Source organism: Pseudomonas sp. SJZ080, assembly GCF_007828295.1.
GTDB lineage: Bacteria > Pseudomonadota > Gammaproteobacteria > Pseudomonadales > Pseudomonadaceae > Aquipseudomonas > Aquipseudomonas migulae_A.
On sequence record NZ_VIUK01000001.1, the window covers coordinates 458,143 to 482,548 of the forward strand.

Here is a 24,406-nt window from a genome sequence, read left to right on the forward strand (position 1 = left end):
GTTTATGCAAGGTACGAGGGTGGGTGCATAGTTGAAAATAGCGATGGCATGCAGAATTGATTCTTACTGTTTAGTCATGTTTGAAAGTTGATTTAAAACGACCTTTTGGACTTCATGCGAAACAACGGGTGCCCCCCCTGTGGAGCACGTTTCGTCGTCAATCCCTTTGAGCTTTTTCATCCGGCCGGGCAAAGCAGGCATAATGCTGCCCTTCGTCCTGTAACCGGCCATTCCGTGAATCCACGTCAGACATTCAGTCCTCTGCGACCTTCGGCTTGTCCCGGATTGTTACGTGTCGTCCAGGCGCTGGATGGCGGCATTTGCCGGATCAAGCTTGGCGGCGGTTCTATCCGCGCGGATCAGGCCGTCGCCGTGGCTGATGCGGCAGCGCGATATGCCGGTGGCGTGATAGAGGCGACCAACCGGGCAAATCTGCAGATTCGCGGTATTGGTGAGCAGGCAGCAGCATTGATCGAGAGTCTGTTGGCCGCCGGCCTGGGACCCACCACCGCCGCAGGCGACGATGTGCGCAATCTGATGTTGAGCCCCAGTGCCGGCATTGATCGACACATGCTGATCGACAGTCGGCCCTTGGCCGGGCAGATTCTCGACAGCTTGCAAACCCGTGCGCGCTTCCACGACTTGTCGGCCAAGTTCGCCGTGCAGCTGGATGGCGGCGAAGCACTGGCGATGCTCGAGCATCCTCACGATGTGTGGTTATCGGCTGTCGAACAGAACGGCGAATCGTTACTGGCTTTCGGTCTGGCGGGATGTCCGGTCGATGAGCCTTTGGGCGCGGTGCCAGAGGCATTGGGGCACGAGTTGGTGATCAAGGTGCTGGAGCTGTTTCTGGATCTCGCTCGTCCCGACCAGACTCGAATGCGTCATTTGCTGGCCGAATTGCCGGTCTCGGATTTCATGGCGCAATTGGTCCAGCGCTTGAGTCAGCCACCGGTCGACGTCACAGGTTGGGACCGATCTGCATCTTCAATTGCGCTGCACATTGGCACTTATCCACAACGCCAAAACGGGCTCGTCTACATTGGCGCGGGCGTGCCATTGGGGCGACTGGATTCGGCCATGCTCAGAGGCGTTTCGCAGCTGGCCGGTGCCTACGGTGATGGCAGCTTGCGTTTCACGCCGTGGCAAAGCCTGCTTGTTCCCGGCGTTCAGTTCAAGGATGCGCCGGCGGTGACTGACGCATTGAACCGGCTCGGTTTTATATGCTCAGCCGATCAGTCGCTGGCTCACGTAATTGCCTGTACCGGTTCCACGGGGTGCGCCAAAGGCCTGGCCGACACCAAGGACGATGCCCTGCAACTGGCAGCGCTGTTGCCACACCATGGTCAGCGCTTGAGCGTTCATCTGAGCGGTTGTTCGCGTTCCTGTGCGGCTGCGCATGTTGCGCCGGTCACGCTGCTGGCGATCTCCCCCGGTCACTACGACCTCTATTTTCGCGATGCGGGGCAGCCGGGTTTCGGCGCCCTGCACGCACGCAACCTTACTATTGAAGCGGTCGCAGCCTTGCTCGACGCCCGCTCACGGAGCCCCCTTGATGCTTGATTACATCCGCGACGGTCAGGAGATCTATCGCAACTCCTTCGCGATCATTCGCGCGGAGGCCAACCTCGAACGAATCCCGGCCGATCTGGAAAAACTCGCGGTGCGGGTGATCCACGCCTGCGGCATGGTCGATGCGATTGACGGTCTGCAATTTTCCAAAGGCGCGGGCAAGGCCGGGCGCGATGCACTGGCCGCCGGTGCGCCGATTCTGTGTGATGCGCGGATGGTCTCCGAGGGCGTGACCCGCACGCGTTTGCCGGCGAACAACGAGGTCATTTGCACCCTGCGCGATGATAGCGTTCCTGAACTGGCCCGCGAATTGGGCAACACCCGTTCCGCCGCCGCGCTCGAGTTGTGGCGCCCGCACCTGGAAGGCAGCGTGGTGGTGATCGGCAACGCGCCGACCGCACTGTTTTATCTACTGGAAATGCTCGACGCCGGCGCCCCGAAACCGGCGCTGATCCTCGGTTTCCCGGTGGGTTTCGTCGGCGCCGCCGAATCCAAGGCAGCGCTCGCGGCGGACAGCCGTGGCGTGCCGTTTGTCATCATGCAAGGCCGGCTGGGCGGTAGCGCCATGGCCGCCGCCGCCGTCAATGCCCTCGCCACGGAGATCGAATGATGCAGCAACCTGGACGCTTGATCGGCCTGGGCGTCGGCCCCGGTGATCCGGAACTGATTACCGTCAAGGCCCTGCGCCTGCTGCGCGAATCACCGGTGGTGGCGTACTTCGTCGCCAAGGGGAAAAAGGGCAATGCGTTCGGCATCATCGAAGCGCATTTGCAGGACGCACAAACCTTGCTGCCGCTGGTGTATCCCGTGACGACTGAAGCGTTGCCGGCGCCGCTTTCCTATGAGCAAGTGATCAGCGATTTCTACGATGCGGCCGGCGAAGAACTTGCCGCTCATCTCGATGCCGGACGTGATGTCGCGGTGATCTGCGAGGGCGATCCGTTCTTCTACGGTTCCTACATGTACCTGCACGATCGTCTGTCCGAGCGTTACGAGGCTGAAGTCGTGCCGGGTGTCTGTTCGATGCTCGGCGGTGCTTCGGTGCTCGGTGCGCCGCTGGTGTATCGCAATCAGAGCCTGTCGGTTCTGTCCGGCGTGCTGCCTCACGATGATCTCAAGCGCCGCCTGGCCGACGCCGATGCGGCGGTGATCATGAAACTGGGGCGTAACTTCCCGAAGGTTCGTCAGGTACTGGAAGAGCTCGGCCTCGCCGAACGTGCGCTGTACGTCGAACGCGCAACCATGGCCAATCAGAAAATCGTGCCGCTGGATCAGGTCGAACCGATGTCCTCGCCGTACTTCTCGTTGATCATCGTTCCAGGTGAAAGGTGGCAAGGCTGATGACTCGTCCAGCTCCGGCGATTGTCATTCTCGGCAATGGCAGCCTCGCGACCGCGCGCAAGATTCAGCAGGTATACCCCGGCGCCCTGATCCACGGCCTGGCCGAACGGGTCGATGGCGCGGACCGCGTCTATCACGAATTCGGCGCTACCCTGCGCGAACTCTATCAGCAGGACACACCGATCATTGCCCTGTGCGCCGCCGGCATCGTGATCCGCACGCTGGCGCCGTTGCTGCTGGAGAAAGGCGCCGAGCCGCCGGTACTGGCCGTGGCCGAGGACGGCAGTGCGGTGGTGCCGTTGCTAGGCGGGTTGGGCGGGGTGAACGTGCTGGCGCGGGAAATTGCCGTTGCTCTGGATGTGGCGCCGGCGATCACCACCAGCGGTGAACTGCGCTTTGGCACCTGCCTGCTCAATCCACCCAGCGGTTATGTCCTGGGTGATCTGGAGCTGGGCAAGCGTTTCGTCTCCGATTTGCTTGCCGGTGAAACGCTGCGTATCGAAGGCTCGGCGCCGTGGTTGGGGCAGGCTCAACTGCCGGAGAACCCGCAAGCGCGGCTGGCCGTTCATGTCGGTCATGCCGAGCGAACGCCCGCGGCCAATGAGCTGTTGATCTATCCGCGCAACGTGTTGGTGGCGGTCAGTGCTGACGTGGGCAATTTGCCGAGTGCCGTTCGTGAGGTGCTGCATCAGGCAAAAATCGCGGTGCAATCGGTGGCTTGTCTGCTGGCAGCCGACGGCGACATGGCGAGCGCGGCGCTGCGTGAAGCGGCGCTTGAACTGGGTGTGCCGCTACGTTTTGCCAACGACGTCGGCTCAGTCAGTGAGCTGGCGCGCACCGCCATCGACCAGCCGGTTTCGAACTTTGGTGATGAGCAGGTGGCCGTCGTGGTTGCCGCGCAACCTCTGGACCCTATGTCGATTGGCCGCTCTCGCGGTCGTCTGGCGGTGATCGGTCTCGGCCCTGGCGCTGCCGAACTGATGGTGCCGGCGGTCAAGGCTGAGCTGGCGCGCGCCAATGACGTGCTTGGTTACGAAACATATGTGCGCATGGCCGGGCCATTCCGGGCCGACCAAGTGATGCATTGCACCGACAATCGCGAAGAAATGCAGCGCGCGCGTCACGCGTTCGAGCTCGCGGCGCAGGGGCGTTCGGTGGTGGTGGTTTCATCCGGTGATCCGGGTGTTTTCGCCATGGCTGCGGCAGTGCTGGAAGCGCTGCATGAGTCCTCCGATGCTGCGTGGCACAACGTTGATCTGGAAATTCTGCCTGGAGTTTCTGCATCGCTAGCGACGGCTGCACAGGCGGGCGCGCCGCTGGGGCATGACTTCTGCGTGCTGTCGCTGTCGGATAACCTCAAGCCTTGGGGCATTATCGAGAAGCGCCTGGACCTGGCGGCTCAAGCCGATCTGGCACTGGCTTTCTACAACCCGATTTCACGTTCGCGTCCATGGCAACTGGGCCAGGCGCTGGAGATCGTCGCTCGGCATCGTACGCCCGACACGCCTGTGGTGCTGGGGCGCGATATCGGCCGTCCGGGCCAGACATTGCGAGTGACAACACTCGGTCTGCTGACGCCTGATCAGGTGGACATGCGCACGATGGTACTTGTCGGCTCTTCCACGACGCGCGTTATTCCGCGTCCGGACGGTCGGGTCTGGGTGTACACGCCGCGTAGTTACGGCGATAAGCTTGTGCCTGTTCAATAACAGGTTTCTTTTTCGCCTCTTTTAATTGCCCGATCATCCGCGCCTTAGGCTAAAGATGATCGAGGTGATTTTCTTGTTTACATATGTAGTATCCAATTGAATTTGTAGGGTCGATGTTCTTTGGTTAGTTTGGTTGGCGCCCATGAGGGTAATAACTAACAATGGAATGTACATATGAGTATTGAAAAAAGTCGCGTTACCGTCGCTGAAAGTGTTGATTTTGTACGCGCGTGTATTAAGAAGCGCCAACTGGCTGGCATGATTCGCGCACGCTCGAGTGCCCCCACGATTACTTCGAGCCCGACAAAGGAGCTGGATGCGTTGGTGTTGGGGGATAGCCTTATCGGCTATGGCGGCAATATCAGTCTGGGTAATATGAGGGTTATCGAAGACATTATTACTATGTCGAAAATTGAGGCCAAGTATCAGGTTCCTGATCATAAGGATGCGAAGGGTCGTTATATCGAGTTTATTAATTGCATGGAGGCCTTGGGTTGCTTTGTGCCGGATTCGGGTTATTCCAAATACCGCTCAAGTTCGCTAAGCGTCACTATGGATAATGTGATGGTTGATATTATCCAGGCGGCAGTGGAAGCAGCAAAAGCTGCAATTCCAGGCGCTACGGTGCTTAGCGCTGTCACGAACTCCACGCTGACTGCGCTGAAAAAAGACCCTGAAGCGATCAATCTGTTGAACCTCGAATCGAAAGATGCCGAGGGCGTACGTTTATCCACAATCCCCTGTGAGCAGCTGCCTAACGGCCTGATTGTCGTTGCATTGGCGGCGGTGGATCATCGGGGCGGCAGTGACAATGGCGGTGTTCTTTTTGTTGACTGGAAGACCTCGGCGCTCGATGTATTCCAGGGCAAAGCGTGTTTGACCTTCAATCCTGCTCGCTATGCGGAAGTGAAGGACCTGGTTGAAGAGTATCTTGCCGGCCATCGAAAAACGCTGCTGTCCAAGCGGTTCAGCAGACGTCCATAAGGTTGGCTATCGCCAGAGGCGCAATGTCTCTGGCGTTCTTGAATGCACCTTGCGCAGGCCAATTCCCTAAGGCACCAGATAACCCTTCACGCCGGTAAAAATAATCTGCGCCGCCAACGCACACACGAACAGGCCCATCAACCGGCTGACAATCTGCAAACCCTGGTCACCAAGAATCCGCTCGATACGGTTCGACAGATAGAGCACCACGCCGACGGTGAAACTGGCCAGGGCGATGCTGAGGATGGCGGTGAGTTTGTCGTCCCAGTGCGGCTGGCTCACACCCATGACCAGCAATGCGCCGATGGTGCCGGGGCCGACGGTCAGAGGGATGGTCAGCGGTACGATGGTGACGTCCTGCTGCACGTTGTCGGTCTGCACTGCCGACTTGCCCTGGGCCATGCCCAGCGCCGAGATGAACAGCACGCTGCCGGCACCGATGCGGAACGCGTCCACGGTGATGCCGAAGACACTGAAAATCACTCGCCCGAACAGGTACAGCAAGACGCTGGACACCAGCGTGGCCGTCGCCACTTTCCACGCCAGCCGACGTTGTTCCTTGCGTGAATAACCGCGGGTCAGGCTGATGAAGCAGGACAACACGAAGAACGGGCTATAGAGCACCAGCATCTTCAGGTAAACGCTGAACAACACATGGAGCATGGGGCAAGCTCACTGGCGAGGGAAGTCGTGGGGGAGTCTATCAGGCGTGGTCGGGTCTGTCGGCTCAGGACGTTTGAGCCGTTGCCCGGTTCTGCTGATCGCGCTGGGCTACCCAATGCTCGATCAGTTCGCGCAACTGCGACAGTTCGACCGGCTTTGCCATGTGCCCGTCCATGCCAGCCTGGCGCGCACGCTCTTTATGTTCGGCAAGGATGTGCGCGGTCAACGCCACGACAGGGGTGCGAATCCGCTGGTTGCCGACTTCCCAGGCACGCAATTGCTGGGTGGCCGAGAAACCGTCGAGAATCGGCATTTCGCAATCCATCAGTACCAGGTCGTAACGCTGGGCCTTCATTGCCTGCAAGGCTTCTTCGCCATTGCTGGCGGTGTCCGGTTGCAGGTTGAGTTTGCCCAGCATGCCGCGAATGACCTTGGTCGAAATGCTGTTGTCTTCAGCAACCAGAATGCGGAAGTCGCTGGGCACTTTGACCGGCAGGGTCGGGCCCGCGGGCAGGTGCGGCGAAACGGCGAGGCCCTTGTTGCGCTGGTTCAGTTCATCCGCCAGCGTGGTCTTGAGGGTATAGCCGGCCACTGGTTTGGCGAGGATGCGCTTGATCCCGGAGTTGCGCGCGATGATCTTGCTCGGCGCATTGCTGATGCCTGTGAGCATGATCAGCAGGATGTCGTGGTTGAGGCTCGGGTCTTCCTTGATCTTGGCCGCCAGCTGCATGCCGGTCATGCCGGGCATGTTCTGGTCGAGCAGGACCACGTCGAAATAATCGCGCAGGTGTGCCTTGGTACGCAGCAGTGCCAACGCTTCCTTGCCGGACGGGACTGCACTGACATTCAGCCCCCAGGCGCTGCATTGTTGTACCAGCACTTTGCGACAGGTGTCGTTGTCGTCCACCACCAGTACCCGAGCGCCCTGCAGCGGGCCGTCGAGGTCGTTGGTCGGGTGTTCGAGGCGGTCAGGGTCCAGGGGCAGGGTCAGCCACAAGGTGCTGCCCTGGCTGGCGCCGCTCTTGACGCCGAATTCGCCTTGCATCAAACGAATCAACTGGCGGGCAATCACCAGTCCGAGGTTGCCGCCCAGTCGGGTGGTCGAGAGGAAGTTCTTGCTGTGCAGTTCGGCGTGCATCAGCGCGTCGCGCTCTTCGGCGTCCATCGGCTCGCCGCTGTCCTGCACGGCAATGCGCAGGCGTGGTTTGGCGCTGCGCTCGTCGAGGGCGACAACGATCAGGATCTCGCCTTCGTCGGTTTTCTTCAGGGCATTTTCCAGCAGGCTCAGCAAGGTCTGGCGCAGGCGCGTAGGGTCACCGCTGATGACCCGCGGTACTTGCGGCTGGATAAAGCTGATCAGTTCGACGTTCTGCTGTTCGGCCTTGGCGCGGAAGATGCTCAGGCAATCTTCGATCAGCGCATTGAGATCGAACTGCACATCGTCCAGCTCGATCTGCCCGGATTCGAGTTTGGATATGTCGAGAATCTCGTTGATCAGGGTCAGCAGTTCGTTGCCGGCACTGTGGATGGTTTGCACGTAGTCGCGCTGCTTGACCGACAGTGGTGTACCCAGCAACAGTTCGGTCATGCCCAGCACGCCATTCATCGGGGTGCGGATTTCGTGGCTGATCTTCGCCAGGAATTCGGCCTTGGCGTTGATCTCTGCGTTGCTGGCGGCGAGATCGCGGCTGATGCTGAAACGGTCTTCGGTGATGCTGCGCTGGCGTTCACTCAGGGCAATACTCATCAACAGGCCGCTGATGCAGATGAAAACCAGGAGGGCGATGATCAAGCCTTGCGGTTCAATCAGCGTCAGCCCCAGCAGGGCCGGCAGGATAATCAGCGTGCCGGCGTTGAACACCACCATGGCTGCCACGAATAGCCGCGCCGGGCGATAGCCTTTTTGCCAGTGCCAGGCGCTGACGAACAACATCGTCAGGCCCGCCAGGGCGACCAGCGTATAGGTGATGATGTTCAGCGGCAGCGTATTGACGAACAGTAACAGCAGGCCGCAGACGGTGATGAGCAGGATTTCGCCGAGCAGCAGTTTGTTCAACGGATGCGGGCCGAGCGGGGCGAAGAAGCGGTAGGCAAGCATCAGCCCGCACGGTGCGGTGAGCAGCAAGGCGAGGTAGGCGCCGGGTGTCTGCACTGAATGCCAGTCCGGTAACCATGGCCCCGCGAGGTTCAGCAGCAGCGCCAGGCTGAGCATCAACAATGCTTCACAACCTGCCAGCCACAGGCTGCTGCGTGATCGGGTGTAGGCGTACCGAATCAGGTTGTGCAGGACCAGCATGCCGATGCAGCCGAACAGCAGGCCATAAATCAACGTCTGACTCTGATTGGCGGCGGTCATGATTGCTGATTGCAGGGTGATGTAGGGGCGCATCTGGTGTTCGGAAACCAGGCGCAGGTAAACATCGAGGGGTTTTTCGCTTTGCGGCAACGGAAACATGAAGTCGCTGTTGGGTAATGGCCGTTCACCCTGAGGCTGTTCGGTGCCGGTGTTCAACTGATCAATCAGCTTGTCGCCGTCGAGCACATACAGATTGAGGTGCGACAGGTCGGGTGCAAATACCCGCAGTAATTGCTCGTGCTTGCCAGGTGAAAGCCTGAAGCGCAGCCAGAGCGCACCGCCGGGCTCGGCCGCGGTGAGGCGTTCGAGTTCGGTGGGGCTGAATTGGTTGGTGTAGCGCGCGGAGCGGATGTCGCTCAGTTGCAGGTCGCCCTGTTCGTCGAGCAATACCGCCCAACCACTGCCTTGCGCGGCCTGGGCCGGGAGCATGCAGAGCAAAGTCAGCAACGTGACAGTGAAACCTATGGCAATCCTGAGCCAGCGCACGGCGAAATCCCTTCGTAGGTTGATGCCAGAATATAACTATGCGCGGCGCCGGAATAGTCCGGCAAGGGGCTGAAACCCTTGCCCGACCGAATGGATCGATTATTCCTGATTTTCGCCACGCTCGCGGGCAATGGCGCGGTAGCCAATGTCCTTGCGATAGAAACAGCCTTCCCAGTCAATCTTCGCCGCCAGCTTGTAAGCCTGCTGCTGAGCAGCATCAACGCTGGCGCCCATGGCGGTAGCGCAAAGCACACGACCACCGGCCGTCACCACTTGACCGTCTTTCAGTGCCGTACCGGCGTGGAAGACTTTGCCTTCCAGCGCGGCGGCTGCATCCAGACCGTTGATGGCCACGCCTTTAGCGTAGTCGCCAGGATAGCCGCCTGCCGCCAGCACGATGCCGACGCTCGGACGCGGATCCCACTGGGCTTCGACCTTGTCCAGAGCTTGCGCCAGGGCGGCCTCGACCAGCAACACCAGGCTCGACTGCAAACGCAGCATAACCGGTTGGGTCTCAGGGTCGCCGAAACGGCAGTTGAATTCGATGACTTTTGGGTTACCAGCCTTGTCGATCATCAAGCCAGCATAGAGGAAGCCGGTGTAAACGTTGCCTTCTTCGGCCATGCCGCGCACGGTTGGCCAGATCACCAGGTCCATGACGCGCTTGTGCACTTCGCTGGTCACAACCGGTGCCGGGGAGTAAGCACCCATGCCGCCGGTGTTCGGACCGGTGTCGCCGTCGCCGACGCGTTTGTGGTCCTGGCTGGTGGCCATTGGCAATACGTTCTTGCCGTCGACCATGACGATGAAGCTGGCTTCTTCGCCGTCCAGGAACTCTTCGATGACCACGCGCGAACCGGCGTCGCCGAACGCATTGCCGGCGAGCATGTCGCGTACGGCGTCTTCCGCTTCGGCCAGGGTCATGGCAACGATCACGCCTTTACCGGCGGCCAGGCCGTCGGCCTTGATCACGATCGGTGCGCCTTTCTCACGCAGATAAGCCAGGGCTGGCTCGATCTCGGTGAAGTTCTGATAGTCGGCAGTCGGGATCTTGTGGCGTGCCAGGAAGTCCTTGGTGAACGCTTTCGAGCCTTCCAGCTGGGCAGCGCCCGCGGTCGGACCGAAGCAATCCAGGCCGCGGGAGCGGAACAGATCAACGACGCCAGCCACCAGTGGCACTTCCGGGCCGACGATGGTCAGGGAAACGTTCTTCTCGGCGAAGTCAGCCAGTTGCTCAAGGGCCAGCACGTCGATGGCGACGTTCTCGCACTTGGCTTCAATGGCGGTGCCGGCGTTGCCCGGGGCAACGAAAACTTTCTGCACGCGCGGATCCTGAGCCACTTTCCAGGCCAGGGCGTGTTCACGGCCACCGCTGCCAATGATCAAAACATTCATTTCAAAAACCTCGGATGACGCTAATTCTGGAGGCAGCACTAAGACTGCTTTTCTGTGGGAGCGGGCTTGCTCGCGAAAGCGGAGCGTCAGTCGAAACAAATGTCGCTGACAGATTGCATTCGCGAGCAAGCCCGCTCCCACATTTGAATCGGTTTATCAGTGACGGAAATGACGCATGCCTGTAAAGACCATAGCGATACCGGCTTCGTCGGCAGCAGCAATCACCTCGGCATCACGCATCGAGCCACCTGGCTGGATCACCGCCGTAATACCGACCTTGGCCGCATTGTCCAGACCGTCGCGGAACGGGAAGAACGCGTCCGACGCCATCACCGAACCAGCCACTTGCAGACCGGCATGCTCAGCCTTGATCGCGGCGATACGCGCCGAGTTCACGCGGCTCATCTGACCGGCGCCGACACCGATGGTCTGACGGTTCTTGGCGTAGACGATGGCGTTGGACTTGACGTACTTGGCGACTTTCCAGGCGAAGATCAGGTCGTTGATTTCCTGTTCGGTCGGTGCACGCTTGGTCACGACTTTCAGGTCGTCGGCGCTGATCATGCCGATGTCGCGGCTCTGCACCAGCAGGCCACCGTTGACGCGTTTGTAGTCCCAGGCAGCGGCGCGGTCAGCCGACCACTCGCCGCAGGCCAGCAGGCGCACGTTGGCTTTTGCCGCGACGATCGCGCGGGCTTCTGCGCTGACACTTGGGGCGATGATCACTTCGACGAACTGACGCTCGACGATGGCCTTGGCGGTCTCGGCATCCAGCTCGCGGTTGAAGGCGATGATGCCGCCGAACGCGGATTCGGTATCGGTGGCGTAGGCCAGTTCGTAGGCCTGACGGATGCCGCCTTCGGCGTCCGGGCTCACGGCAACGCCGCACGGGTTGGCGTGCTTGACGATCACGCAGGCCGGCTTGACGAAGCTCTTCACGCATTCCAGTGCGGCGTCGGTGTCGGCCACGTTGTTGTACGACAGCTCTTTGCCTTGCAGTTGGGTCGCGGTGGCGATGCCGACTTCGGCAGGCTTGGCTTCAACGTAGAACGCCGCGCTCTGGTGCGGGTTCTCGCCGTAGCGCATTTCCTGAGCCTTGATGAACTGGCTGTTGAAGGTGCGCGGGAACTCGCTGCGACCTTCAGTGCTGAGGGTGTCAGCGGCCTGGTTCACGGTGCCCATGTAGTTGGCGATCATGCCGTCGTAGGCGGCGGTGTGTTCGAACGCCTTGAGCATCAGGTCGAAACGCTGTGCGTAGGTCAGGCCGCCGGCCTTGAGGCCTTCGAGGACGCTGGCGTAGTCGCTGGTATTCACCACGATGGCCACGTCTTTATGATTTTTTGCTGCCGAACGGACCATGGTCGGGCCGCCGATGTCGATGTTTTCGATCGCGGTCGGCAGGTCGCAGCCTGGCTTGTTGATGGTGGCTTCGAACGGGTACAGGTTGACTGCAACCAGATCGATCGGCTTGATGCCGTGCTCGTTCATGATGGCGTCGTCAATACCGCGACGACCGAGGATCCCGCCGTGGATTTTCGGGTGCAGGGTTTTCACCCGACCGTCCATCATTTCTGCGAAACCGGTGTAATCCGCGACTTCCACTGCGGCAACACCGTTGTCGCGCAGCAGCTTGAACGTTCCGCCGGTGGAGAGGATCTCGACGCCCAGGGCTTCAAGCTCTTTGGCGAATTCGAGGATCCCGGTCTTGTCGGAGACGCTGATCAAGGCGCGGCGGATCGGCAGGCGGGTAGTCTGGTCGGTCATTTCAATTTCCATCAAAAGCAAAGGAGTCAGCAAAAAAGGCGACCGTTTTTACGCGGGCGCCTTTCTGGTTTGATTGAATGCTTACAGCAAATCGTACTGCTTGAGTTTCTTGCGCAGGGTGCCTCGGTTCAGTCCGAGCAGCTCGCTGGCCTTGGTCTGGTTGCCCTTGACGTAGTTCATCACGCACTCGAGCAGGGGCGCCTCGACTTCGGAGAGCACCAGGTTGTACACATCCGTGACGGCAGCGCCCTCAAGGTGGGCGAAATAATTGTGCAGCGCCTTCTCGACACTCCCGCGAAGGGTCTGACCTTCTTCGCTCGGCGTGTTGAGGTGCTGTTTCAAATTCACGTTGTCGCTCACGGGTGTTGTTCCACTCACTAAAGTCTCGGTCATCATCGTCATGCGGCCACCTCTTCTCCGTCCCCTGTCAGGCTCTTGTAACGTTCGGCGAAGAAGCCCTGAACGTTGGCGCATTGTGCTTCCGTATCTTCCAAACGATTGAAGTGGGCGCGAAACTCCCTGGCGCCCGGCAAGGTTGCGAGATACCAGCCCACATGCTTTCGAGCAATGCGTACGCCCATGACATCTCCATAGAAGACGTGCAGCGCAGCCAGATGCTCTAGCAGAATGCGTTCCACCTCGATCAGTTCCAGCGCCGGGAGTTTCTCGCCGGTACGCAGGAAGTGGTCGATCTCGCGAAAAATCCATGGCCGCCCCTGGGCAGCCCGTCCAACCAGCAATCCATCGGCCCCGGTTGCGTCGAGCACGTATCGGGCCTTCTCCGGTGAATCGATGTCGCCATTGGCGAAGACCGGAATCGACACCGCCTGCTTGATCGCGGCAATGGTGTCGTACTCGGCTTCACCGGTGTACAGATCGGCACGGGTGCGGCCATGAACCGCCAGCGCCGTAATGCCTGCCTGCTCGGCGATCTTCGCCACCGTCAGGCCATTCTTGTTGTCCCGGTCCCAGCCGGTACGGATCTTCAAGGTCACCGGCACATCAACCGCAGCCACCACAGCCTGCAGGATCTCGGTCACCAGTGCTTCGTCCTTCAACAGTGCAGAACCGGCAGCCTTGTTGCAGACCTTCTTCGCCGGACAACCCATGTTGATATCAATAATCTGTGCGCCCAGTTCGACGTTGGCCCGGGCCGCATCCGCCAGCATCTGTGCATCTCCACCGGCGATCTGTACCGAGCGTGGCTCGGGATCGCCTTCGTGGATCATGCGCATGCGCGATTTGCGGGTGTTCCACAAACTCATGTCGCTGGTGACCATTTCCGAAACTACAAGTCCTGCGCCCAGTCGCTTGCACAGCTGACGAAAGGGTTGGTCGGTGACACCCGCCATGGGGGCGAGAATCAAGCCGTTGTGCAATGTGTATGGACCGATGCGTACCGCCGACATAGGACTTTCCAGTTGTGGGGCCGGATCATGAGAGTTCGAAAAAGGGTTGGCATGATACCCGCTCTCGATGACTGGATAAAGGCTGAATTGAACAAAATCTGAACAGTTATTCTGTTATCGCCAGCAGTTTGGTCTGAGCGGTCGCTGCCAGAAATGTGCCGTCAAACCCGTAACACTGAACCGTTTCACTCGGGTGAATGAAAGCTCAGGCTGTAGTTCACGGCTTTGGCGCCTGGGTCGAGGATATCCAGGGCGATGTGGATCGGCGTTTGCGGGGGCATTTCCGCCATGCCTTCGAGATCGCCGTTGAGGTACTCGCCGGGCTTGAAGCGACGGCTGGCGATCAGGTGGCCGTTGAGGTCGGCAAAGCGCAACTCCAGCAGCGGGAACGGCTGGGAGAACGGCGCGCGGTTGTAGATGATCGCGTCGACCACCAGCGCACCATTGAAATCCGGGTGGCTGCGCACCACCAGGTTGCTGCTCTTGATTTTCGCGATGTCGACCTTGGACGGCACGGTGCAGCCGATTTGTGGGCACACCTGCTGGAACCACGGACGGTACTGATCCTGGCGCGCCAGTTCGTCGAAGTGGTAGGCGATGTACTGGCCGACGAGCGCGCCGGCACCGAGCAGAATCAGCAGCAACCAGAGAAAGCGTCGACCCCAGGGGGATCGGCGTTTCTGCCAATCGAGTTGCAGCGGGTCGTCGGTCAGGTCTTGCAGAACCTCGGCACGCATCGCCGGCTCGCTGCGTTCGCGACGCTTGCGCAAGGGTTCGATCGAGGGCAGGTCATCGTCGAACTCGTCGACGGTGTCGGCCGCTGACAGGCGTTCGTGATGAAGCGGGGCGTCGAGTGGGTCGTTCAGGCGCAGTTGCGGCGGCAGCGTCTCGTCGTCCAGTTCCAACGGTTCCAGGGACAGCGAGGGTTCGGTGCGCGAGGGGGTGTTCGGCTCGACGGTCGGTTCTGGCGTGGTCGTGGCTTCGGCCGCTTCGGCGCGATCGGCAGCCGATTCGCTGAACAGGCTGTCGGACCAAGGCTCTTCGTCGGGTTCGGTGGTATCCCGACGGGCGCTCAGGCTGTCTTCGCGGTGGCGACCGAACTCGGTGGTCGGCTGGATTTCCCGCTGTTCGAGCCGGGCAAGTTCTTCGTCCAGGTCCAGGCTGTCCAGGTCGAGTTCAGCGGCAGACCACTGCTTCTGACTGATGGCCCGCTGTTGCGGCTCGGCTGTCTCGACGACGGCGGGAGCCGCCGGGGGGATCACGTCCTTTCCTGCCTGCTCAAGCAGCTGCTTGGCGGCGTTGAACACTTGCAGGCACGAGCCGCAACGAACCACCCCACGGGCCACGCTCAATTGAGCATGGCTGACGCGGAAGCTGGTTTGGCAATGCGGGCACTGAGTGACGAAGCTGTCGGTCATGCGGCGATCCGGATTATGCAGGCGCTCATTCTAGCGCCGACGGCCAGTGATGCGCACCCAGCCATCGCGATTGGCGATCGGGTCCAGATCGAAGTCCTGGGCGTAGACGCTGGCAACCTCTTCGCCTTGTTCGGCGAGAATGCCCGACAGCGCCAGACGGCCACCCGGCTTGACCAGGCTGGACAGTTGCGGTGCCAGGGACACCAGCGGGCCGGCGAGAATGTTGGCCACCAGCACGTCGGCCTGAACCTGCGGCAGGTCCTCGGGCAGATACAGCGGGAACAGTTCTTCGGCGATGTTGTTGCGACCGGCGTTGTCGCGAGAGGCTTCCAGCGCTTGTACGTCGATGTCGGTGCCGACGGCTTGTTTGGCACCCAGCAACAGGGCGGCAATCGCCAGGATCCCCGAGCCGCAACCGAAGTCCAGCACGTTGCAGTCTTTCAGGTCCTGACCGTCGAGCCATTCCAGGCACAGCGCGGTGGTCGGGTGTGTGCCGGTGCCGAATGCGAGGCCCGGGTCCAGCAGAATGTTCACGGCGTCGGGTTCAGGGGCGGCGTGCCAGCTTGGAACGATCCACAGGCGTTGACCGAAGCGCATTGGCTGGAAATCGTCCATCCAGGTGCGTTCCCAGTCCTGGTCTTCGATGACTTCGCTGTGATGCTCGGGCAGCGGGCTGCCGGTCAACAGCTCCAGGTGCGCCAGTACGCTGGCCGCTTCGGTGCCACCTTCGAACAGGGCCAGCAGATGGGTGTGCGACCACAACGGCGTGGTGTTGAGTTCCGGTTCGAAGATCGGCTGATCTTCGGCGTCCATGAAGGTCACCGACACGGCGCCCACTTCAAGGAAAGCGTCTTCGTAGGTTTCGGCTTGTTCTGGGCTGATGGCGAGACGGACTTGCAGCCAAGGCATGGCGGGCACCTTTGAAAAATATTGATTGCAGCCTAGCGGGCTGCGAGAAGCGCGCAAGTTTACGCGAGCGCGACGCAGAAGACGACCGGGTAGGCAGGGATCCGGGGTGAACAAATTACCTGTAGCGAGGGGGCTTGCCCCCGTTGGACTGCTAAGCGGTCCCAAAACAGTCGTTCCGGATTTTCCTGATGCGGCTCTGTTGAATGGTTTTGCGTCTGCTACGCAGCCGAACGGGGGCAAGCCCCTCGCCACAGGGATTGTGTGTGGCAATCTCCAGAAACAACAAAGCCGCCCGAAGGCGGCTTTGTTGATCAGGCTAAAGCTTAGTGCTTGTCGCCAGCCAGCTTGTGTTCCAGGTAGTGGATGTTGATCCCACCTTTACAGAAGCCTTCATCGCGGACCAGGTCGCGGTGCAGCGGGATATTGGTCTTGATCCCGTCGACAACGATTTCGTCCAGCGCATTGCGCATGCGCGCCAGCGCTTCGTCACGGGTTGCGCCGTAGGTGATCAGCTTGCCGATCAACGAATCGTAGTTCGGCGGAACCGCATAACCGCTGTACAGGTGCGAATCGACGCGAACGCCGTTACCGCCTGGAGCGTGGAAGTGCTTGACCGTGCCTGGGCTTGGCATGAAGGTTTTCGGGTCTTCGGCGTTGATCCGGCATTCCAGCGCGTGACCGCGGATGACGACGTCATCCTGGGTGTACGACAGCTTGTTGCCGGCGGCGATGCTGAGCATCTCCTTGACGATGTCGATGCCGGTGACCATTTCCGAAACCGGGTGCTCAACCTGAACGCGGGTGTTCATTTCGATGAAATAGAACGCGCCGTTCTCGTACAGGAACTCGAAAGTGCCCGCGCCACGGTAGTTGATGTCGATGCAGGCTTTGACGCAGCGTGCGAGGACTTCAGCCCGTGCTTTCTCGTCGATGCCCGGTGCCGGTGCTTCTTCGAGAACCTTCTGGTGACGACGTTGCAGCGAGCAATCGCGGTCGCCCAGATGGATGGCGTGGCCCTGGCCGTCGGAAAGTACCTGGACTTCCACGTGACGTGGGTTGGTCAGGAATTTTTCCAGGTAGACCATCGGGTTGCCGAACGCCGCGCCGGCTTCGGAGCGGGTCAGTTTTGCCGAGGAGATCAGGTCTTCTTCTTTATGCACGACGCGCATGCCGCGACCACCACCGCCGCCAGCGGCTTTGATGATCACCGGGTAACCGACTTCGCGACCGATGCGCAGTGCGGTTTCTTCGTCTTCCGGCAGCGGGCCGTCGGAACCCGGAACGGTTGGAACACCGGCAGCGATCATGGCGTGCTTGGCCGAAACCTTGTCGCCCATCAGACGAATGGTGTCGGCTTTCGGACCAATGAAGGCGAAGCCGGAGTTCTCGACCTGCTCAGCGAAATCAGCGTTTTCCGCAAGGAAACCGTAGCCTGGGTGAATGGCGGTAGCGCCGGTCACTTCAGCCGCGGCGATGATTGCCGGGATGTGCAGGTAAGAGTGGGCGGCCGAGGCCGGACCGATGCAGACGGATTCGTCTGCCAGGCCCAGGTGCATCAGCTCTTTGTCAGCCTTGGAGTAAACGGCGACGGTCTTGATGCCCATCTCTTTGCAGGCACGCAGAATCCGCAGTGCGATCTCACCGCGGTTGGCGATCAGAACTTTTTCCAACTTCGCAGTCATCAAAGTTTCTCCGCGGTTCAAACGATGGTGAACAGCGGTTGGTCGTACTCAACCGGCTGGCCGTCTTCGACGAGGATGGATTCGATCACACCGCTGGTTTCAGCTTCGATGTGGTTCATCATCTTCATGGCTTCGACGATGCACAGGGTGTCGCCTTTCTTCACGGTCTGGCCGACTTCAACGAAGGACGGCGAGCTTGGCGAAGATTTGCGATAGAAGGTGCCGACCATCGGCGAACGGGCAACGTTGCCGTTCAGGGCAGGGGCGGACGGAGCAGCAGGCGCGGCAGCGGCGGCAACCGGAGCGGCAGCGACAGGTGCCGGAGCCGGAGCGTGCATTGGCGCCGGAGCGTAGTACTGCTGAGCCGGGGTCTTGCTGTGGCGGCTGATGCGTACGGACTCTTCGCCTTCCTTGATCTCGAGCTCGTCGATGCCGGACTCTTCCAGCAATTCGATCAGTTTCTTAACTTTACGGATATCCATGAATCATCAACTCCCAAGGGTCGGTCAGGGGCGTAACGCTTGTTGTTCAAGCTGTTGCCGGTCTTTCAAGCTGCTCTAGGGCGGCCTCCAGGGCCAGTCGATAACCGCTGGCGCCAAGGCCGCAGATCACTCCCACCGCAACGTCGGAGAAGTAAGAGTGATGGCGGAAAGGTTCGCGTTTGTGCACGTTAGACAAATGCACTTCGATGAATGGGATGCTCACCGCCAGCAGCGCGTCACGTAATGCGACACTTGTGTGCGTAAAAGCTGCTGGGTTGATCAGAATGAAGTCCACACCTTCGCTGCGGGCAGCGTGGATGCGGTCGATCAATTCGTACTCGGCATTGCTTTGCAGGTGCAGCAGATGATGGCCGGCTTCACGAGCACGGCGTTCCAGGTCCTGGTTGATCTGCGCCAGTGTCGTAGCGCCATAGGTGCCCGGTTCACGGGTGCCGAGCATGTTCAGGTTGGGGCCGTGCAGAACCAATAGGGTCGCCATCTGCTGTTCCTTGTTATCCGTGTGCATTTGTCAGAACCCGGCGACTATGCCGCAAAGCCTTTGTGACTGTCCAGTTCTATGCAATAGCCAGCACGATGGCCGATGTTTGCGCGAAATATGTGACCGGGTGATTAAATCCGGTCATTTGCTTTGGCGACCCGTTCGGCAAAGTCCTCGGCATTGATCTCGCCGATCACTCGCACATCGGTGCGTTCGACGCCGTCCTTGCCGAAAAACATCAGCGCCGGTGGGCCGAACAGTTTGTAGCGGTCGAGCAGCGCACGTTGTTCAGCGTTGCTGTCGGTGATGTCGAAGCGGATCAGCCGATAGCCCTTGAGGCGTTCGACGACGCGGGTGTCGTTGAGTACTTCATGCTCGATGACTTTGCAGCTGATGCACCAGTCGGCGTACCAGTCGAGCAGCAGTGGGGTGCTGGACGATCTGGCCTCGGCGAGGACGCGATCAAGGTCGGCCGGGGTGGTGACGGTTTGCCAGTCGCTGGTGTATTGCGGCTGCTCGTTGCTGCTGACGATGCGTGGCTGGCCGATGGGGTTGAGCGGATCGGTCTGGCCACTGAAAGCGCCGTACCAACACGCCAGCGCATAAAACAGAAGGAACATGCCGAGCAACTGACCGACACGTTTTCGCGGCGGTTTATAGACGAATTCCAGCGCGCCCATGAACAATCCGACGCCACCGGCCAGCAAGCCGATCAGTAGCAGGGTGATCTGCCCCGGCAAAACCCGACTGAGCAGACCGATCGCCAGGCCCAGCAACAAAACGCCAATCGCGTTTTTCACGTAGACCAGCCATGGACCGCTTTTCGGCAACCAGGCTGCACCGCCCGTGGCCACCAACAATAGCGGCGCGCCCATGCCGAGGCCGAGCATGAACAGCTTCAATCCGCCGCCCAGCGCATCGCCACTGGCGCTGATGTACAGCAGCGCGCCGGCCAGCGGTGCCGAAACGCAGGGCGAAACCAACAGACTGGAAACCACGCCCAGCACCGCCGCCCCCCACAATGAGCCGCCTTCGGTGCGACCCGCGATGCGGTCCAGTCGGCTGCTGATTGCCTGCGGCAACTTGAGTTCGAATACGCCGAACATCGCCAGCGCGAACACGGCAAAAAACATCGCGAACGGCACCAGCACCCACGCCGACTGCAGCCGCGCCTGAAGATTGAGCTGTGCGCCGAACATCCCCATCAGCGCGCCAAGCAATGCAAAGCAGGCGGCCATCGGCAGCACGTAGGCGAGAGACAGATTGAAGCCGCGCAAACCACCGACCTGGCCGCGCAACACCACACCGGACAGGATCGGCAACATGGGCAGCACGCACGGGGTGAACGTCAGGCCGAGGCCGGCGAGGAAGAACAGCGCCAGCTCCCGCCAGTTCCAGCTCGTGATTGCACCGCTGCTGCCCTCGATACTCAGGCGTTCGGTTTCAGGCGGATAGCACAGGCCTTTGTCGGCACAGCCCTGATAGGTCACGGCCAGCGTAAAGGCGCGTTGATCGGTGCGTGGCAGTTCTACATCGAGAATGCCGTGGTAAACCTCGACATCGCCAAAGTATTCATCGTGCTTTTGTTCGCCCTTGGGCAATTGTGCCGTGCCGAGCGCGACATCGGCCGGATCGGCGCGAAACTGAAAGCGATGGCGGTAGAGGTAGTACCCCTCGGTGGCGACAAAGCGCAGTTTGATCGATTGCGGCGTGCTTTCTACCAGACTGAGCTGAAAGGCTTCGCGCACCGGCAGGAAATCGGCGCTGTTGTTGATCGAGCCCAGCGTGGCGCTTGGTCGACTCTCCAGCAACCCGGCGGCGTTGGCCGGCAGGGCGAGGACAAAAAGCAGCAGGCAAAGCAAACGGCGCATGACAATCTCGCGTATCGGAGGTGCGGGAATGATAGCGGAGTCGTCGCGGATGCGTATGTAGGAGCTGTCGAGTGAAACGAGGCTGCGATCTTTTGACGTTGATCCAAAAACCAAAATCAAAGATCGCAGCCTCGTTTCGCTCGACAGCTCCTACAGGGAGTTTGGTCAGACGCGGAAGGCCTGGACGGCAGTATGTAACCGCCCGCCCAGCACCAACAAATGTTCCCCTTGTTCACGCCCCTCACCGATGCGCAGCAGGTTATCCCCACCCAATTGGTGAATCCTCTCGCTGTGATCACGGATCTCGCTGACAGCGCCGCTTTGCTGAGCCGTGACATCGGCGATGCGCACGGCGGTGTCGGAAATGGTCTGGATGGCCCCGACGATTTTATCCAGCGCACCGTCAGCGGCCTGGGCCTGACTGGCCGTTGCTTCTGCATGCTCAACCTGAGCGCGCATGCCTTCCACCGATTGTTGCGCTGCCGTTTGCAGCCCGGCGATCAAGGTCTGAATCTCGGCCGTGGCGCCCGCGGTGCGTTGCGCCAGTGAGCGAACCTCCTCAGCCACGACGGCAAAACCGCGGCCCATTTCCCCGGCGCGGGCCGCTTCAATGGCGGCGTTCAGCGCCAGCAGATTGGTCTGGTCAGCAATCGAGCGAATCACCGTCAGCACGCCGCCGATAGTGGCCGACTCCGAGGCCAGGTGTTCGATCATCTGTGCATTGCCTTGCACTTCATCGACCAGTGCGTGTAGCCCGGTGAGGCTCAGGCCGATGACTTTTTGCCCATGTTCCACCGCCAGCCCGGCATGGCGGCTGGCGTCGGCAGCCTGGCTGGCATCACCGGCCACTTGTTGAATGGTCGCTTCCAGTTCGCCGAGAGAATCACGGATGAGCGCTGTGTCACCCGCCTGATGCTCGGCGCCGCTGTGCAGGTCATTGCTCAATTCGGCCAAGGTACGACTGCTGCCGGCGACCTGTTCGGCGTTAAGGCGAATGGTCCCCACCAGATCGACGAGGTAGGCGCGCAGACGGTTGAGCGAGGCTTGAATGTCATGCAACTCGCGATTGGTCTTGCCCAATTCAATGTCCCGGCTGAAGTCGCCCTCGGCCCAGGTCGAAAGCGCCGGTGCGAGGTTGGTCAGCGTCCGGGCGAGGCGTCGTTGCAGGGTATCGATGAGTAATGCGATCAGCAGGATCAGGCCGATCATTACGCCTTGCATCAGACGCACCTCGCTCTGGATCTGCCCGTGCTGGGCGCGGACCACTGGTTCCAGCCCGGCGATGGCCTGTTGCACATCGGCGATTTTCAAATGCGTGGCGGTGCTGAGGTCGGTGCGTTTCTGGATCTGGTCACGCGTGCGTGAAAGCTCGGCGGGATAGCGCGTCAGCAGGCTGTTGAGTTCGCGTTTGAGCCCGACGCCGGCATCTTCGGTCACGGCTTTTTCGGTGTTCTCCAGGCCCATCATCGCGGCGAAATCGTCGGTGCCTGATTCACTTTTACTGGCAACGCCGAGTAGCGGCAGGGCATTCAGACGTTCTGCTTGAGCGCGGATGTTGGTGACTTCTCGTTCAACATCCGCCGCCAGTTCGCTGCGACCGCTGCTGACCAGTTTGTCCCGGGCCAGCGACAGTTTGCCCAAGTGTTGGGATGCAGTGAGCAGAGGCGTCAGATAGGTTGCGTTATCGCTGGCGTACTGACTGAGCTGATCGAGGCTGGCACCGAGTTCGCGTTCGGCCTGCAACAATAGCGCTTGCGGGTCGCCCGCGAGTTTGCCGGCGGCCAGCAGGTCGGTTTTGCTGAACTCATCGAGGTTCGTCAGGCTGGGGCGCAAGGTGTCGGCCAATGCCGGCGGCAACTCCCCGAGCTCCTTTTGCAATGCGTCGATGGCCTGGCTGGCGCTGCTCAGGCGCAAGGCATCACCGCTGGCGAGGTAATCCTCAACGTTGCGCGCCACTTCATTCTGAAATTGTTGGGACAATCCCAGATAGCGCTCCATCAATAGATAGGGGCGTTCCAGGGCTTTTTGCGACCACCAGAGCGTAGCGCCGAGGGCCACGCACACGGCGACTAAAAGGAGGGTGTTGAGATTGGTCAGCAGCTTCAGGCGCATCGCGGGTCTACCAACGGCAGAATGGTAAGCGTCTGAAGTTATTGCGTTTCTGTTACAGGGTTATGACCGATTGGGTCGATTCCGATGAAAAGGTGGCACTTTGCTGTGACGCCCGCGCCGCCTGCACGCGATTGCGCCCGGCATGCTTGGCACGGTACAGCGCCTCGTCCGCCTGGCTGGCCATCATCAGGCCGTCGGAGTCTGCACCCAGCTCGACCACCCCGGCGCTGAAGGTGCACCAGAGATCCTTCGGCTGCGCGGGGTAATGAATTTCCGCAAAGCGCTGACGGATTTCATCGAGGACGTTGTAGGCCGCTTCGATATCGGTGTCGGGCATGACGATGGCGAACTCTTCGCCGCCGTAACGGCCAATGAAGTCAGTCTTGCGCAGGCGTTGCTTGAGAAACAGCGCCAGGCTCTTGATCACGCGATCGCCCATGGGGTGGCCGTGACCGTCGTTGACTCGTTTGAAATGGTCGATGTCGAGCATCGCGAAGCTCAATGGCTTGCTCTCGCGACGGGCGCGGAACGAGCAGTCTTCGAGCAATTGCAGAATGTGCGTGTGGTTGTACAACCCAGTGAGGCTGTCGCGAACCATGCGCGCTTTGAGATTGCGAGCCCGCGCAGCGCGGTTGCGCACGGTGGTGATCAGGTGGCGCGGCTTGATCGGTTTGGTCAGGAAGTCGTCGCCGCCCTCGCTCATGGCGTCGAGCTGCTTGTCCAGATCGTCTTCGGCGGACAGGTAAATGATCGGCACGCTGACATAGCGGTCGTTGTGGCGAATCACCTTGGCCAGTTCAGTGCCGGTGCAGGTCGGCATGTACATGTCGAGGATGATCAGGTCGGGCTGGAAGTCCGCCAGTTCAGCCATGGCCTGGATCGGCTCGATCAAGGTCCGCGTGACGATCCCGGCGCTATTGAGCAGGCGCTCGGTGTGCAAGGCCTGGGCGCGGGAGTCGTCGATGATCAGTACTTTATAAGGTTCGTATTGCGCAACGCAGGTCAGGACCTCGATCTTTTCCAGCAGGCTCGAGGCTTCCAGTGTGCCGGTCAGGAATTCCTGGCCGCCGGCACGCACTGCCGCGAGGCGGGTCGGTGTGTCGGTTTCGAGCAGGCTGAAGAACAGCAGCGGCAGCGGTTCATCCAGACCGACCTGGGCTTCGGCAGCCAGTTTCAGGCCGATGCCGGGACCGCTGAAGTCCACATCCATGACGATTGCGGCAGGCAAGCGTTCGACCATTGACGAGCGAAAGGCCGCCACGCTGTCGAGGGATTGGGCGCTGAGCCCAAAGAATTCAAGCTGCTTGGCCAGGCGCTCGGCACGGTCGTGATCTTGCAGCATCACGTAGATCGGCTTGCGCAGCGGCGGCAGAAAGGTTTGTTCGAGTTGATCGCCATGGCGCAGGCCGGTGCGCGACAAGCGCTGCATCAGGCGATTGAGGTCAGTGATCAATCCGCTGCTCAGGCGTCCGCGATTGGCATCGACGGCTTCCAGCGACTGACCGATGTGGCGCGCCAGCTGGATGTGTTCCGGTTGTTCGAAACGCTCGGCGAAACGCAGCAGGCGCAGGTTGGCCTCGCTCAGTTCCGATAAATCGGTGGTGGACCACTCACTGCGTTGCAGGCGCTGCCAGATCTCAAGAATTTGACGTGCCTGATGAATTACCCGCTGGGCAAAGTGGTGCTTGAGGCGCTCACGGCTGGGGTCTTCTGGCTCGGTCATATCCTGACTACTAGTTAGGGTGCATGCTGAG

The 24,406-nt window shown here is 60.4% G+C and carries 19 protein-coding genes; 5 read left to right on the plus strand and 14 right to left on the minus strand.

From position 1 onward, the window contains the following. Window positions 1-234: 234 nt before the first annotated feature. The 5 genes from cobG (at window position 235) to FBY04_RS02130 (ending at window position 5,606) form a co-directional block, all read left to right on the plus strand. Window positions 235-1,563 carry a precorrin-3B synthase gene (gene cobG, locus FBY04_RS02110; RefSeq protein WP_256666721.1) on the plus strand — a complete coding sequence of 443 codons (1,329 nt, stop codon included), beginning with the start codon at window positions 235-237 and terminating at the stop codon, window positions 1,561-1,563. Continuing rightward, on the plus strand, window positions 1,556-2,182 hold the full coding sequence (locus FBY04_RS02115) for a precorrin-8X methylmutase (protein ID WP_084319208.1): 627 nt from the start codon (window positions 1,556-1,558) through the stop codon (window positions 2,180-2,182). The genes cobG and FBY04_RS02115 overlap by 8 nt, the downstream gene beginning before the upstream one ends. Beyond that, window positions 2,182-2,913, plus strand: a complete 732-nt coding sequence (locus FBY04_RS02120) for a precorrin-2 C(20)-methyltransferase (RefSeq protein WP_084319357.1) — start codon at window positions 2,182-2,184, stop codon at window positions 2,911-2,913. The genes FBY04_RS02115 and FBY04_RS02120 overlap by 1 nt, the downstream gene beginning before the upstream one ends. Continuing rightward, window positions 2,913-4,622 carry a precorrin-3B C(17)-methyltransferase gene (gene cobJ / locus FBY04_RS02125; protein WP_145314368.1) on the plus strand — a complete coding sequence of 570 codons (1,710 nt, stop codon included), beginning with the start codon at window positions 2,913-2,915 and terminating at the stop codon, window positions 4,620-4,622. The genes FBY04_RS02120 and cobJ overlap by 1 nt, the downstream gene beginning before the upstream one ends. Window positions 4,623-4,796: 174 nt before the next feature. Next, window positions 4,797-5,606 carry a hypothetical protein gene (locus FBY04_RS02130; RefSeq protein ID WP_235864385.1) on the plus strand — a complete coding sequence of 270 codons (810 nt, stop codon included), beginning with the start codon at window positions 4,797-4,799 and terminating at the stop codon, window positions 5,604-5,606. A gap of 66 nt (window positions 5,607-5,672) precedes the next feature. Here the strand turns inward: FBY04_RS02130 and FBY04_RS02135 are convergent, their stop codons facing one another. The 14 genes from FBY04_RS02135 to gcbA form a co-directional block, all read right to left on the minus strand. Further along, window positions 5,673-6,269: a MarC family protein gene (locus FBY04_RS02135; RefSeq protein ID WP_007937197.1), complete on the minus strand. Its 597-nt coding sequence runs from the start codon at window positions 6,267-6,269 to the stop codon at window positions 5,673-5,675. Window positions 6,270-6,333: 64 nt separating this feature from the next. Continuing rightward, window positions 6,334-9,111, minus strand: coding sequence for a hybrid sensor histidine kinase/response regulator (locus tag FBY04_RS02140; protein ID WP_145314369.1), 2,778 nt, complete (start codon window positions 9,109-9,111; stop codon window positions 6,334-6,336). Window positions 9,112-9,210: 99 nt separating this feature from the next. Next, on the minus strand, window positions 9,211-10,506 hold the full coding sequence (gene purD, locus FBY04_RS02145) for a phosphoribosylamine--glycine ligase (RefSeq protein ID WP_084319205.1): 1,296 nt from the start codon (window positions 10,504-10,506) through the stop codon (window positions 9,211-9,213). Window positions 10,507-10,662: 156 nt separating this feature from the next. Further along, window positions 10,663-12,270, minus strand: a complete 1,608-nt coding sequence (purH, locus tag FBY04_RS02150; protein ID WP_145314370.1) for a bifunctional phosphoribosylaminoimidazolecarboxamide formyltransferase/IMP cyclohydrolase — start codon at window positions 12,268-12,270, stop codon at window positions 10,663-10,665. Between the two features lie 81 nt (window positions 12,271-12,351). Further along, complete coding sequence (gene fis, locus FBY04_RS02155; RefSeq protein ID WP_007907419.1) at window positions 12,352-12,672, minus strand: DNA-binding transcriptional regulator Fis; 321 nt, start codon at window positions 12,670-12,672, stop codon at window positions 12,352-12,354. Beyond that, complete coding sequence (dusB, locus tag FBY04_RS02160; RefSeq protein ID WP_017336338.1) at window positions 12,669-13,679, minus strand: tRNA dihydrouridine synthase DusB; 1,011 nt, start codon at window positions 13,677-13,679, stop codon at window positions 12,669-12,671. The genes fis and dusB overlap by 4 nt, the downstream gene beginning before the upstream one ends. A gap of 185 nt (window positions 13,680-13,864) precedes the next feature. Further along, window positions 13,865-15,097, minus strand: coding sequence for a DUF3426 domain-containing protein (locus FBY04_RS02165; protein ID WP_084319202.1), 1,233 nt, complete (start codon window positions 15,095-15,097; stop codon window positions 13,865-13,867). A gap of 30 nt (window positions 15,098-15,127) precedes the next feature. Beyond that, window positions 15,128-16,006: a 50S ribosomal protein L11 methyltransferase gene (gene prmA / locus FBY04_RS02170; RefSeq protein WP_145314371.1), complete on the minus strand. Its 879-nt coding sequence runs from the start codon at window positions 16,004-16,006 to the stop codon at window positions 15,128-15,130. 323 nt (window positions 16,007-16,329) lie between these two features. Continuing rightward, on the minus strand, window positions 16,330-17,688 hold the full coding sequence (accC, locus tag FBY04_RS02175) for an acetyl-CoA carboxylase biotin carboxylase subunit (RefSeq protein WP_084319199.1): 1,359 nt from the start codon (window positions 17,686-17,688) through the stop codon (window positions 16,330-16,332). Between the two features lie 17 nt (window positions 17,689-17,705). Next, a complete protein-coding gene (gene accB / locus FBY04_RS02180) occupies window positions 17,706-18,170 on the minus strand; it encodes an acetyl-CoA carboxylase biotin carboxyl carrier protein (protein ID WP_084319197.1) in 465 nt (154 codons plus the stop codon). A gap of 46 nt (window positions 18,171-18,216) precedes the next feature. Beyond that, the gene (aroQ, locus tag FBY04_RS02185; RefSeq protein WP_033059577.1) at window positions 18,217-18,669 is read right to left on the minus strand and encodes a type II 3-dehydroquinate dehydratase; all 453 of its coding nucleotides are present in this window, start codon (window positions 18,667-18,669) and stop codon (window positions 18,217-18,219) included. Between the two features lie 131 nt (window positions 18,670-18,800). Then, window positions 18,801-20,540, minus strand: a complete 1,740-nt coding sequence (locus tag FBY04_RS02190) for a protein-disulfide reductase DsbD (protein WP_145314372.1) — start codon at window positions 20,538-20,540, stop codon at window positions 18,801-18,803. A 165-nt stretch (window positions 20,541-20,705) separates the two neighbouring features. Then, window positions 20,706-22,652 carry a methyl-accepting chemotaxis protein gene (locus tag FBY04_RS02195; protein WP_084319192.1) on the minus strand — a complete coding sequence of 649 codons (1,947 nt, stop codon included), beginning with the start codon at window positions 22,650-22,652 and terminating at the stop codon, window positions 20,706-20,708. A 52-nt stretch (window positions 22,653-22,704) separates the two neighbouring features. Beyond that, window positions 22,705-24,375, minus strand: a complete 1,671-nt coding sequence (gcbA, locus tag FBY04_RS02200) for a diguanylate cyclase GcbA (protein ID WP_084319190.1) — start codon at window positions 24,373-24,375, stop codon at window positions 22,705-22,707. Window positions 24,376-24,406: the final 31 nt, after the last annotated feature.